The organism is Providencia sp. PROV208 (genome assembly GCF_028479465.1).
Lineage (GTDB): Bacteria > Pseudomonadota > Gammaproteobacteria > Enterobacterales > Enterobacteriaceae > Providencia > Providencia alcalifaciens.
In genome coordinates this window covers 102,261-115,597 of the sequence record NZ_JAMPNS010000001.1, presented here as the reverse complement: position 1 = coordinate 115,597, position 13,337 = coordinate 102,261, and the positions used below count along the sequence as shown (strand labels likewise).

9 protein-coding genes and 8 tRNA genes are annotated in these 13,337 nt (G+C 41.3%); 7 read left to right on the top strand and 10 right to left on the bottom strand.

What is annotated here, in order from left to right:
• Window positions 1-1,083: 1,083 nt before the first annotated feature.
• The 6 genes from PR766_RS00540 to PR766_RS00515 all read right to left on the bottom strand — a co-directional run bounded on the left by PR766_RS00540 (window position 1,084) and on the right by PR766_RS00515 (window position 1,781).
• A tRNA-Val gene (locus PR766_RS00540) sits at window positions 1,084-1,159 on the bottom strand.
• A 23-nt stretch (window positions 1,160-1,182) separates the two neighbouring features.
• Window positions 1,183-1,258, bottom strand: a tRNA-Lys gene (locus tag PR766_RS00535).
• A gap of 34 nt (window positions 1,259-1,292) precedes the next feature.
• Window positions 1,293-1,368 (bottom strand) — tRNA-Lys (locus PR766_RS00530).
• Between the two features lie 127 nt (window positions 1,369-1,495).
• Window positions 1,496-1,571: transfer RNA gene (locus PR766_RS00525), tRNA-Val, on the bottom strand.
• A 31-nt stretch (window positions 1,572-1,602) separates the two neighbouring features.
• A tRNA-Val gene (locus PR766_RS00520) sits at window positions 1,603-1,678 on the bottom strand.
• Between the two features lie 27 nt (window positions 1,679-1,705).
• A tRNA-Val gene (locus PR766_RS00515) sits at window positions 1,706-1,781 on the bottom strand.
• Between the two features lie 472 nt (window positions 1,782-2,253).
• Between PR766_RS00515 and gltX the strand changes: the two genes are divergently transcribed.
• The 4 genes from gltX (at window position 2,254) to PR766_RS00495 (ending at window position 5,610) form a co-directional block, all read left to right on the top strand.
• Window positions 2,254-3,675: a glutamate--tRNA ligase gene (gene gltX / locus PR766_RS00510; protein ID WP_006658600.1), complete on the top strand. Its 1,422-nt coding sequence runs from the start codon at window positions 2,254-2,256 to the stop codon at window positions 3,673-3,675.
• Window positions 3,676-3,854: 179 nt separating this feature from the next.
• A tRNA-Ala gene (locus PR766_RS00505) sits at window positions 3,855-3,930 on the top strand.
• Window positions 3,931-3,989: 59 nt separating this feature from the next.
• Window positions 3,990-4,065: transfer RNA gene (locus tag PR766_RS00500), tRNA-Ala, on the top strand.
• Window positions 4,066-4,278: 213 nt separating this feature from the next.
• Window positions 4,279-5,610: a flavin monoamine oxidase family protein gene (locus PR766_RS00495; RefSeq protein ID WP_154636382.1), complete on the top strand. Its 1,332-nt coding sequence runs from the start codon at window positions 4,279-4,281 to the stop codon at window positions 5,608-5,610.
• A gap of 22 nt (window positions 5,611-5,632) precedes the next feature.
• On the opposite strand, the gene PR766_RS00490 is transcribed toward PR766_RS00495, so the two are convergent.
• From PR766_RS00490 to zipA, 4 genes are all read right to left on the bottom strand, one after another.
• Window positions 5,633-5,848: a DUF3820 family protein gene (locus tag PR766_RS00490; protein ID WP_006658602.1), complete on the bottom strand. Its 216-nt coding sequence runs from the start codon at window positions 5,846-5,848 to the stop codon at window positions 5,633-5,635.
• 95 nt (window positions 5,849-5,943) lie between these two features.
• Entirely contained in the window at window positions 5,944-7,128 is a 1,185-nt protein-coding gene (locus tag PR766_RS00485; RefSeq protein WP_006658603.1) for a NupC/NupG family nucleoside CNT transporter, read from the bottom strand.
• A 242-nt stretch (window positions 7,129-7,370) separates the two neighbouring features.
• Window positions 7,371-9,407, bottom strand: a complete 2,037-nt coding sequence (gene ligA / locus PR766_RS00480) for an NAD-dependent DNA ligase LigA (RefSeq protein WP_036960969.1) — start codon at window positions 9,405-9,407, stop codon at window positions 7,371-7,373.
• Between the two features lie 45 nt (window positions 9,408-9,452).
• A complete protein-coding gene (gene zipA / locus PR766_RS00475) occupies window positions 9,453-10,526 on the bottom strand; it encodes a cell division protein ZipA (protein ID WP_006661318.1) in 1,074 nt (357 codons plus the stop codon).
• A gap of 219 nt (window positions 10,527-10,745) precedes the next feature.
• Here zipA and cysZ point away from each other — a divergent pair, with 219 nt between their 5' ends.
• The 3 genes from cysZ to ptsH all read left to right on the top strand — a co-directional run bounded on the left by cysZ (window position 10,746) and on the right by ptsH (window position 13,320).
• Window positions 10,746-11,510: a sulfate transporter CysZ gene (gene cysZ / locus PR766_RS00470; RefSeq protein WP_006661317.1), complete on the top strand. Its 765-nt coding sequence runs from the start codon at window positions 10,746-10,748 to the stop codon at window positions 11,508-11,510.
• 240 nt (window positions 11,511-11,750) lie between these two features.
• The gene (cysK, locus tag PR766_RS00465; RefSeq protein WP_154636381.1) at window positions 11,751-12,707 is read left to right on the top strand and encodes a cysteine synthase A; all 957 of its coding nucleotides are present in this window, start codon (window positions 11,751-11,753) and stop codon (window positions 12,705-12,707) included.
• 355 nt (window positions 12,708-13,062) lie between these two features.
• Window positions 13,063-13,320 carry a phosphocarrier protein Hpr gene (ptsH, locus tag PR766_RS00460; protein WP_006658608.1) on the top strand — a complete coding sequence of 86 codons (258 nt, stop codon included), beginning with the start codon at window positions 13,063-13,065 and terminating at the stop codon, window positions 13,318-13,320.
• Window positions 13,321-13,337 lie beyond the last annotated feature (17 nt).

Below are 13,337 nucleotides of genomic sequence, written 5' to 3'. Positions count from 1 at the left end.
TTCACTAAAAACCACTCACTTTCCCGTCAAAAAATCCAAAAATAAAGGAAATAAACAGAATTATTTAACACTGTAACAAAGTTAATCGTTTCATGTTAACAGTGATTCTTTTTAGAGCGAAAAACCACTCCATGTGAACATTTTCTGTAAAAGAAAGTAAAAAATATATGTTTTACATATATAACTATTTTGCAACATAAGATATCAATCACTTACATTTTTGAACAGCATGCCGCAAATTAATTAATGCTATATTTTTAAAGTACCATAGTGAATGTAATGTACCGCCTTATTCAACATAACAAAACATTAACGTTAAGGAAGTCGAACATTCACTTTACTTGATGAGTATAACAAAAATATGAACTTTAATGATTATCGATAATCTTATTTTAATATTATTTATTCTCAAACATGATGAAATTATTGAAATTTAAGATTATCAAAATATGAGTAACTAGGATTATTCACTAATATACTACTTTACAGATATTCTTTATCTGCAAAAAAAGAAAATGTTTAATTGCAAACTTCCCTATTTAGATCTTAAGAATATTCTGAATAATTTATTTAAGCCAACATAGACTATCTGTATCGTATAGCACTATTTCATTTCTATCGTACCTTTTATGAACCTAATTCTTAATTATCAAAATTCATTTTCATACAAAAAATAGATATGATGATATACCCATTTTATCATGTATGAAATTTAACTTATGTAATTTTTATGATTTATTTTAGTTAACTATATACAAACCTAGAAGCGATCTGGTTCCTCGCTACGCAAGGAAAAACCTTGTTATCGAATTATTCGATAAATAACAGTATCTGCAATTCAGTAATTTATATGAATAATATAATAGTATATATAGATATCTATTGAGGCTTAATAGGAATAGCACGTGGCAAGTGAAATGACGATTTACGCAAGATAAATGATAATCATCATGAGAGGATGTGTTATTTTGTCTCGTTTGGTGTTTTATACTATAACCAAATGATTCAAAACATATCACAATACTTATTGATGAAAGACTAAGTAGGAAATAATAGGGATTTTTGACTCAAGAAAAGATGAAGTGGTGGGCGATAGCGGGCTCGAACCACTGACCCCCTCCTTGTAAGGGAGGTGCTCTACCAACTGAGCTAATCGCCCACTTCATGACGCTAATATTTTGATGGTGGGTCGTGCAGGATTCGAACCTGCGACCAATTGATTAAAAGTCAACTGCTCTACCAACTGAGCTAACGACCCATCGATACTGCTTTGAATTGTTTACTACTTTAGATGGTGGGTCGTGCAGGATTCGAACCTGCGACCAATTGATTAAAAGTCAACTGCTCTACCAACTGAGCTAACGACCCATCTTAAAACATTATTCTTGGTTCTTTGCCCTTCGGATCGAACCTGCAACCATCTTGTTAACAGTTAACGATTCTACCAACTGAGCTAATGACCCATCTGAATTTTTTAATGCAAGAAAAGATGAAGTGGTGGGCGATAGCGGGCTCGAACCACTGACCCCCTCCTTGTAAGGGAGGTGCTCTACCAACTGAGCTAATCGCCCACTTCATAATAATTACATTGCCATAAATAATTGGTGGGCGATAGCGGGCTCGAACCACTGACCCCCTCCTTGTAAGGGAGGTGCTCTACCAACTGAGCTAATCGCCCAATCATTTATGTTGTCATCGTCGGCGGTGGTGGGCGATAGCGGGCTCGAACCACTGACCCCCTCCTTGTAAGGGAGGTGCTCTACCAACTGAGCTAATCGCCCCGTCGTCGATGGAGGTGCATTATAGGGATACTACATTCTGAGTCAACGGTTTTTGAATAGATTTTTTCTGTTCGTTGCAAAAATAATCAAGATGTTTTAATTATCACCTAACAAGTGCCCTTTTTAATCAATTATCTACAATATCTTACTAAATTTTCTTAGAAAAAAATCACCAAAAGCTATCCAGACTAAAAATCTTAGACACTATTTTTTCAATTTGATGATTTTCTTTATCTGTAAAGAGAGAAGCTGATTGAGGATTCATTATAGGATGATAGAATAGAGGGACATTTTAGCAATGCTTAATAAAATCAGGATGCAAGGTCAGCGCATGAAGTCATCCTTTCATGGATGCGCGTCTCCCTTTTAGCCCGTAATATAACAATCGTGTTCATTCCCTATTGTTGTGTTGCATAAAATCCGATGAATATAAGCGCACAAGAAACAACGTTTCGCAATTAAGGCAATCTCGATGAGTAAAATCAAAACCCGTTTTGCACCAAGCCCAACTGGCTACCTGCACGTTGGTGGTGCTCGTACCGCCCTGTATTCCTGGTTATTTAGTCGCCACAATCAGGGCGAATTTGTCCTGCGTATTGAAGACACCGACTTAGAGCGCTCAACCCAGGAAGCTATCGATGCCATTATGGACGGTATGAACTGGTTGAATTTAAATTGGGATGAAGGCCCTTACTACCAAACTAAACGTTTTGATCGCTACAATGCTGTGATCGACGAAATGCTAGAAGCTGGCACCGCTTACCGTTGCTACTGTTCTAAAGAGCGTTTAGAAGCATTACGCGAAGATCAAATGGCTAAGGGTGAAAAACCACGCTATGACGGTTGCTGCCGTGACCATGAACATAACCACACGGCGGCAGAGCCACATGTTGTCCGTTTCCGTAACCCACAAGATGGCTCTGTTATTTTCAATGATACCATTCGTGGACCAATTGAATTCAGTAACCAAGAACTGGATGATCTGATCATTCGCCGTACTGATGGCTCACCAACTTACAACTTCTGTGTTGTTATTGATGACTGGGATATGGAAATTACTCATGTCATTCGTGGTGAAGATCATATTAATAATACACCTCGTCAAATCAATATTCTGAAAGCATTGGGAGCACCAGTGCCTGAATATGCTCACGTTTCGATGATTCTAGGCGATGATGGCAAAAAACTCTCTAAACGCCATGGCGCAGTTAGCGTTATGCAATACCGTGATGACGGTTATCTGCCACAAGCACTACTAAACTATTTAGTTCGCTTAGGCTGGTCACACGGCGACCAAGAAATCTTCACTATTGAAGAGATGAAAGAATATTTCTCTCTTGATGCTATCAGCAAGTCAGCAAGTGCATTCAACACTGAAAAATTACAGTGGCTGAACCATCACTACATCAATACCCTGCCAGCTGAAGAAGTAGCAACCTACCTCGCATGGCATATCGAACAACAAAATATCGATACCAGCACAGGTCCACAATTAGTTGAATTAATCAAACTATTAGGTGAACGTTGCAAGACACTGAAAGAAATGGCGGAATCATGCCATTACTTCTATCAAGATTTTGACGAATTTGATGCTGATGCAGCGAAAAAACATTTACGTCCAGTCGCTCGTCAACCATTAGAAGTAGTGAAAGATAAACTCATCGCTATCTCAGATTGGACTGCGGAAAATGTTCATCAGGCAATCGAAGCAACAGCTGCTGAGTTAAACGTCGGTATGGGTAAAGTGGGTATGCCACTACGTGTTGCAGTGACAGGTGCGGGTCAATCCCCAGCTTTAGATGTTACCGTTCACGCTATTGGTCAAGCACGCTCCATTGCTCGCATTGAAAAAGCATTAGCGTATATCGCAGAACGCGAAGCATCTGCACAATAAGCCCCTCTCTATTTACTGCCTCTTAACTTCAGGGGCAGTTTTCTTTTTGCCTCCCCCTTCAAATGGGAATTGATTGCAAAATGTTCTATATTTCAGCAATTAAACCCGAAAAACATATTAATATATTGACACTCCAACCGAGCTTGAATATGATGCCTCCCGTCCAAAAGATTTTGTTTGGGGCTATAGCTCAGCTGGGAGAGCGCTTGCATGGCATGCAAGAGGTCAGCGGTTCGATCCCGCTTAGCTCCACCATCTAAAAACCAGTTTAGATGGTAGAATTTGAACAATAAATTCAACAAAACACTTCGTTCGGGGCTATAGCTCAGCTGGGAGAGCGCTTGCATGGCATGCAAGAGGTCAGCGGTTCGATCCCGCTTAGCTCCACCAAATCTCCCTTATTTCCCATTCTTATTTACTTAATTGTTCTTACCTACTTTCCTAAAAATAACACCTAAAATTTCACTTAACTCATTCAATCCTACTTATCTATCTGTTCACAACTAATTTACTCATATATAATTAACTTATAATTTTATTTAAATAAAATTATTCAGATGTGCAATCGCATATCGTTTGTTTTCCATTTCAACTAGGTGAGTTATGCCACACATAGATGCCGATATCATCGTGATAGGAGCAGGTGTTTCAGGTTTATCAGTCGCAAATCAGTTACAATCTCAACATAAAAAAGTCCTTATTTTAGAAGCTCGCAATCGCCTCGGTGGACGAATCCATACCCAAGAAATTGACAACCAATTTTATGATTTAGGCGCATCATGGATCCACGGGATCACCAATAATCCAATTAATGCGATTGCTCAGCAGCACCATATTCAAACTGTCGTTTTCAATTACCAAGATGCGATTTTCTATAAGAAAAATGGCTTGGTTTTATGTGAAGATGAAAAAGAGGCTTTTGAAGCAGGCCTTGATTATTTGATGAACCAGTTTGAAATCATGTCATCTCCTTGCCAATTTAATAATGCGGCAGAAGCGCTAACTAGCTGGCTTCAAAGCCCGGAGTTTCACCATTTGCTCACCGTACAACACCGTGCGGATCAATCACTATTTGAGCAGCTGCAAGTGAGTTTACATGAATTTTTTGAGGTCATCGCAGAAGATCCCTGTGCATGTACGCTAGAGACCTTATCACCGCATTTTTTACAATTAGAAGGCTTTTGTGAAGGCGATGAAGTGATTTTCCCTCGAGGGTACTCACAAATCATCGAAACGCTATCTGATGGGCTAAATATTCGTCTTAACCATCCCGTTAAGCATATTGATTACCATGATAACCACGTTACCGTGATAACCCATGATGACCAACAATTTCATGCCACTAAAGTGGTTATTACTGTACCGCTTGGTGTCCTGAAGAAAGAAGCTATTCAATTCACACCAGCACTACCTAATGTAACTCAAGATGCGATTAACCAACTTGGATTTGGTGTATTCAATAAACTATTTGTCACTTTTGAGCATGCATTTTGGCGTAAGGATTCACTCAATAATGTGAATAGTATGTATATCCATGAGTCTGATTACTGGCTCAATTTTATGGATGTAAGCACGATTTACCAAAAACCAACCCTACTCTTTCTATTTGGTGGGTTGTCCGCAAAATGGCTTGAGGAGTGTGATGAGCAGACCGCATGGCATGAATTACAAGCATCACTCTGTAAAGTGTTTGATCATGTTCCCGCGCCAATACGTTTGATGAAAACCGAATGGGAAAAAGATATTTATGCGTATGGCTCATTTAGTTATCCTGCATCTAACTATTCAGCCAATCAAATCGCACAATTAAAACAGCCTATTGATAATAAAATCTTCTTTGCGGGAGAGCATTTAGCACTATTAGGCGCAGGTACTGTGCATGGCGCTTACCAATCAGGTATAGAAACGGCTAATACAGTGATCAGCACACAATAATAGGCCATTAAGCCTCTACCCCTTATTGGCGTTTTAGAGGCTTAACAATGCTATCTAGCCCTTCAATCTTCAGCCCTAGTGTCATTTCCATCAGCTGTCCTAACCGCCCTGCCGGAAACTCCCCTTTTTTATAAAACCATAATAGGTATTCCTCTGGCAGATCAATCAGTATGCAACCTTTATATTTACCAAACGGCATCGATGTATTAGCTATATCAATTAAGTCTTGTTTTTCCATTCTTTCCTCATGCTTTATCGATAGAAAGCCTTAGACATAAAAAAACGGCATTCACTGAATGCCGTTTTTCACTGTAACACTTTTTATAGCGGTAACTACAGGATTAATCCAACCACTGCCGCAGATAAGAAGCTTACCAGTGTTGAGCCATACAGTAATTTCAGACCAAAACGTGCAACGGTATTTCCTTGTTTTTCATCTAACCCTTTAATCGCACCAGCAATAATACCGATAGAAGAGAAGTTAGCGAACGAAACTAAGAATACAGATAAAATACCAACAGAACGGTCTGATAAACCTGATGCCACTGCTTTTAAGCCATCCATTGCTACGAATTCGTTAGTGACCATCTTCACAGCCATGATGCCGCCAACTTGCAGTGCTTCATTAGCAGGAATACCTAACATCCAAGCAAATGGATAGAATACATAACCCAGCATGGTCTGGAAGCTCACGCCGAATATCGCGGAACAGATACCATTAACCATGGCAATCAGTGCAATAAAACCAATCAGCATCGCAGAAACGATAATCGCAACTTTAAACCCTGCAAGAATATATTCACCTAGCATTTCGAAGAAACTTTGACCTTCATGCAGACTACGCATTTGGATCTCTTTTTCCCCTTCAGGTGGGTACGGGTTGATCAGTGATAATACAACGAACGTACCAAACATGTTCAGCACCAGCGCTGCAACCACATATTTTGGATCCAACATCGTCATGTATGCGCCAACAATTGACATTGAAACGGTCGACATCGCCGTTGCTGCCATCGTGTACATTCTTCTTTCTGACATGCTGCTTAATTGGTCTTTATATGCAATAAAGTTTTCTGACTGACCCAGCAATAATGAGCTCACTGCGTTGAATGACTCAAGTTTACCCATACCGTTAACTTTCGATAACACCGTACCGATGATACGAATGACAAAAGGCAGTACTTTAATGTGTTGTAGAATACCAATCAGCGCTGAAATGAAGATGATTGGGCACAGCACTTGCAGGAAGAAGAAGGCCAAGTTTCCTTCAATCATTCCACCGAAGATGAATTTAGTCCCTTCTGCTGCATAACCCAACAAGTGGGTAAAGACACCAGCAACAGCAAGAACGAAGGACTCACCAATACCTGATTTTAAGAACAAGTAAGCGAGCGCAATTTGAATAACGAGCAATTGAATAACGTAGCGTGGACGAATCCCTCTACGGTTACTACTCGCTAGAATCGCAAGTGCAGCGATAATAACTATGGATAAAATAAAGTGCAGGATCGAGGTCATATTTGACTCCAACAAAGTTACGAATCAGTCTATGCGCATATTCTATGTAATGGGCAACATTTAAATGAGATTAAAGTCACATTAATATGAAAACTGGCTCTACCATTTTCCCAAAAGTAACGACCAGATCACGTTTCACGAATCACGTCCCAATAACAACAGGATAAATGTTAGCCAGAAAATAATAAATGCCATTATCCCCTTGGTTGATAATGGCATTGCGCATTAAATATAGGTCACGATTAGATATTCAGCAAACGAATTAACTCTTCTTCATCAATGACTTTTATGCCGAGTTCAGTAGCTTTCGCTAACTTAGACCCCGCCGCTTCACCCGCAATAACTAAGTCCGTTTTTTTCGACACACTACCTGCGACTTTCGCACCTAAAGCGACCAGTTTATCCTTGGCATCATCACGAGAAAGTGTTGACATCGAACCTGTCAGAACAACTGTTTTACCCGCAAATGGACTGTCAATTTCAGCACTATTAATGACTTGAACTTCTGGCCAATGGATATTCGCAATAGTCAGTAAATCATGAATAACTTGGCGATTATGTTCTTCACGGAAAAAATGCACGACATGCTTCGCAACCACTTCACCAATATCCTGTACAGTTTTCAGTGAATCTTCATCTGCTGCCATCACCGCATCTAACGACGCGTAATGTGCGGCGAGGTTTGCCGCGGTGGCTTCACCCACTTCACGGATCCCTAATGCATAGATGAAACGGGCGAGTGTAGTTTGTTTAGATTTCTCTAACGCATCAATCAGTTTTTGCGCGGATTTTGGTCCCATTCTTTCTAGACCCGTTAATTTACCCGCTGATAATTGGTAGAGCTGCGCCGCATTTGCGACATACTCTGCATCCACCAATTGCTCAATGATTTTATCTCCCATGCCATCCACATCCATTGCACGGCGAGAAACAAAGTGCTTCAGAGACTCTTTCAACTGCGCCCCGCAGGTTAACCCGCCTGTGCAGCGAGCTACCGCCTCCCCTTCTACACGCTCAATATCCGAATTACATACTGGGCAGTGTGTTGGAAATATGATTTCACGGCTATCCGCAGGGCGTTTGTCCATGACAACACTGACAATTTGTGGGATCACATCCCCTGCTCGACGGATTACGACCGTATCACCAATGCGAACACCTAAGCGATCTATCTCATCGGCATTATGGAGTGTCGCATTACTGACGACGACACCTGCAACTTGTACTGGCTCTAAACGTGCCACAGGTGTGATGGCTCCAGTACGCCCAACTTGGAATTCAACATCCTTCAGCAATGTTATCTGTTCTTGGGCTGGAAATTTAAATGCCGTAGCCCAACGTGGCGCACGCGAGACAAACCCCAATTCCTCTTGGATTGCAATATCGTTCACTTTAATCACTACACCATCGATATCAAAACCGAGTGTTGGGCGAATTTTTTCAACATGATGATAAAAATCGAGAACTTGCTGGCAACCCACACGCAGTTGAACATGCTCACTGACTGGCAGCCCCCACGCTTTGAATTGCATCAAGCGCTCATAATGGGTATCTGGCAATGTTTTACCTTCCACTAGCCCTACACCATAGCAGTAGAAAGTTAATGGACGTTTAGCCGTAATACGTGGATCTAACTGGCGAAGGGAACCTGCTGCCGCATTACGTGGATTAGCGAAAATCTTACCATCCGTTTTACGTGCTTCTTCGTTCATCGCCTCAAAGCCTTTTTGAGGCATAAAAACTTCACCACGAATTTCAACACGCGCAGGAATATTATCCCCGCGTAAACGTAGCGGAATTGCTTTGATCGTGCGTACGTTGGCCGTGATATTTTCGCCAACCGTACCATCACCACGGGTTGCCGCTTGAACTAACTCACCATTTTCATACAGCAAACTGACAGCTAGACCATCTAATTTGAGTTCGCAGCAAAATGTTAATTCAGTGTGGTTATGCAGTCGGTCTTTCACGCGTTTATCAAATGCGAGATAGCTTTCTTCATCAAATACGTTATCTAAAGAAAGCATCGGAATTTCATGGCGAACAGTGTCAAATGCCGCTAAAGGTGCTGCCCCTACGCGCTGCGTTGGTGAGTCCGTTGTGATCAGCTCAGGATGTTCTGCTTCAAGCGCCTTGAGCTCTTGCATCAGTTTATCATATTCCACATCAGGAATTTCAGGGGCATCCATAACATGATAGAGGTATTCGTGATGGCGCAATTGCTGTTTTAACGCGTCTATTTTTTGTGTGAGTGCGTCAGGATTTTTTTTCGTCGTCATGTTTCACCAATAGATATAAAAAACCCCCTAAGTCGGGGGTTTTAATTAACTTAATGTATTTCGAATTCTTGCATGATACACCTCTATTTTTTGAGGTGTCAGTATTTTTCGTTCATCATCCAATACAACACCGCCTGCATCTGATGCGATGCGCTGCGCGGCTTGAAGCATGAGTTTAAAGTTTTGGCTCGCCTCACCGTACGATGGCACCATCATAAAGATAGAGACACCCGGCGTCGTGAAATCAGCCATAGCTTCTGGATCAAATGAGCCTGGCTTCACCATATTCGCCAAACTAAAGAGGACTGGACCAGACCCCGCTGGGTGCACATGGCGGTGGAAAATATTCATGGCTCCAAATTGGAAACCTGCCTGAAGAATACTTTGCAACAAAGCTTCACCTTCAAGAACTTGACCATGATGTGCCGCAACGTGCAGTACCAGAACAATTTCTTTTTCGCTTGCAGAGGCGGCTTTCTCGGTCGATGCAGTCTCAGGCTCTTGTGCAACTTCAGCGTGAGAATGTGCAACTGACTGCGCCGTTTCCTGAGAAACTGGAGCTTGTGTTGCAGGCGATTGAGGTACTCGCTCTTGAACGGGGGCAACAGAGGTTGCCGGCTCAGGATAAATTCTTACTGGCTCTGAAACATGTTCTTGAACATCAGCATCATCCGCAATATTAATCGTTAATTGCTCTGGTGCCTGACGATTATCGGCATGTGGAGCAAATACTGGCTCAGAAGCAACTGATTTAGCGACTTTAGGAGCAAGTTGCGGTGAGTGCTCTGCCGTTAAATTAAACTCAGGCTCTGCGTCACGTTGCGTTGTATGAGATGGAGAAATATGAGGTTGAACAACGGGCTCAACACGCGGCTCTTCTTTCACCATATAGATAGGCTGATCGTCAACAGCGACTTTTTGTGTCGGTTGATTCTCAGTAAACAAAGCAGAATCGTCATATTCAGATGAGTTTTCCTGCGTGTCATTCTTTCTACGTTTTACAGGTCTGTCGCGAAATAACTTAGAGCGCTCTTTACGGCTGGTCCATAAACCATGCAGTAATAAAGCGACAATCGCTATCGCACCTACGACCACTAATATTAGACGCAAATCCTGCATCGCTGCTATCTCTAGTTGATGAATAATGATGCCATCACGGCGGAAACTACCTTAAGATTATTTCTCAATTGCTCTAAGTGCAACCCTCAGAACGATTTTCTTACAAGAAAGAGAATATTCCGCTTTCATTTGCTGCTTTTTTATACAAAATTATCACTAGTCAGTGTAATTTCATACCTATATGATACATGCTCACCCGTAAAGGAGATAATAAGAAGTATGACCCAATCGACATTTTCGCCACAAAAAAATCACTCTGGATTTTATTACTTTTCCCAAGGGTGGCGACTAATCACTCGTCCTGGTATTAAACGTTTTGTACTTTTGCCTCTGTTAGCAAACATTCTGTTACTTGGTGGTGCTTTTTGGTGGTTATATAGCAAACTGGGTGGATGGATTGAGCAAGTCATGAGCTATATTCCTAGCTGGCTACAATGGCTTGACTATTTGATTTGGCCCGTCGCTGTCATTTCTATCTTACTGGTATTTAGCTATTTCTTTAGTACCATCGCCAATATTATTGCGGCGCCATTTAACGGCTGGTTATCCGAGCATTTAGAAGCTGAACTGACGGGTAAACCTGCTCCTGATACAGGTATGGCTGAACTACTAAAAGATGTGCCACGCATGATTAAACGTGAATTTGTGCGTATTGCTTACTATTTACCACGCGCTATCGTGCTATTGGTCCTGTTCTTTATCCCAGGGATTGGGCAAACTGTCGCCCCTGTTTTATGGTTCCTATTCGGCGCATGGATGATGTCCATTCAATATTGTGACTATCCTTTTGATAACCATCGCGTTGGATTCAATGACATGAAGCAAGCGCTCTCAAAAGACCGCGTGAATAATGTTCAATTTGGTGGTGCTGTCAGCTTACTCATGATGATTCCAATTCTGAACTTAGTGATCATGCCTGTTGCCGTCTGTGGAGCAACATTAATGTGGGTCGACCGCTATCGCGCTCGTTATGCTCGCTACTAATACTTTTTAGGGATATGCAGGTACCCCACCTGCATATCCCTACTGTCAACGCTTTTCACTATTCTGCTCTCCATCATACTTTCAATCTTGGTTATAATAATGCGCTTTTAAATAACCTATGATTATATTCTAGCGTTAAATCATATTTGCAATAATCAGTTGTTCGAGTATGTTGAATTCATATTCAATTGTGAAAAGCACACCTAATTCTTGGCTAACCGTTAATTTTAAGGATGTCCCATGAGCAAAATTTATGAAGATAATTCGTTGACCATTGGAAATACACCATTAGTGCGTTTACAGCATTTTGGCAATGGAAATATTTTAGCGAAAGTGGAATCTCGCAACCCAAGCTTCAGTGTAAAATGCCGTGTCGGCGCAAACATGATCTGGGACGCAGAGAAAAAAGGCATCCTGACAAAAGATAAAGAATTGGTAGAACCAACCAGCGGAAACACCGGTATTGCCCTTGCCTACGTGGCCGCTGCGCGCGGTTATAAATTAACATTGACCATGCCAGAAACTATGAGCGTTGAACGCCGTAAGCTACTAAAAGCCCTTGGCGCAAATCTGATCCTGACTGAAGGGGCAAAAGGCATGAAAGGTGCGATTGCCAAGGCGGAAGAGATCGTCAATAGCAATCCTAATAAATATCTGTTACTTCAACAATTTAGCAACCCCGCCAACCCTGAAATTCACGAAAAAACAACCGGTCCTGAAATTTGGAATGACACCGATGGAAACGTGGATGTTGTCGTGTCAGGCGTCGGTACCGGTGGAACAATTACTGGCATCGGACGTTATTTAAAACACACCAAAGGGAAAAAAGACGTGGTTATGGTCGCGGTAGAGCCAACGACCTCCCCAGTCATTACACAAGCGCTAGCAGGTGAAGAGATCAAACCCGGTCCCCATAAAATTCAAGGGATTGGTGCTGGATTTATTCCAGGTAACTTAGACCTCTCTATTATCGACAAAGTCCTTCAAATTAGCGATGACGAAGCCATTTCAACCGCACGTGAACTCATGGAAAAAGAAGGTATTTTAGCCGGGATTTCATCAGGTGCAGCAATTGCAGCAGCAGTAAAACTGGTCGCTTTACCTGAATATAAAGGTAAAAATATTGTGGTTATTTTGCCTTCATCCGGAGAGCGCTACTTATCCACTGCCTTGTTTGCCGATATTAATGCAGAATAATAAACGCTAAGTTAACATTACGTTAAAAAAGCACCAGTTAGGTGCTTTTTTTGTGGGTGAGATCATAAATTAGCACGGATTGAGATGATTTATTATCCGGTGTTTAGTATTAAACATAGTAATTATTTCACACCTCGAAATTAATCACTTTTTGGTCACTTATGTTCTGAAATGCAGAATACCCACCAAAAGTGTGGTGTGATACATAAGCTAAAAAAATGATAATTTGGTTGATACCAAACAAAGTAGCAAACCAGATGAATCATTGATAATCTAAATTATACGCATGTACAGCATATTTCATCTACAATAGGCTGTGTCATCATAAAAAACTTAAAATCACTGAGGAAATATTATGTTCCAGCAAGAAGTTACTATTACAGCACCTAATGGTTTACATACTCGCCCTGCGGCTCAATTCGTTAAAGAAGCAAAAGCATTCACTTCTGATATCACCTTGAGCTCAGGCGGTAAATCAGCGAGCGCAAAAAGTCTGTTTAAACTACAAACTTTAGGTTTGACTCAAGGTACAGTAGTCACCATTTCTGCTGAAGGTGAAGACGAGCAACAAGCAGTTGAGTTTTTAGTTAAACTGATGGGCGAGTTAGAATAATTTTCCACTCTGCCATC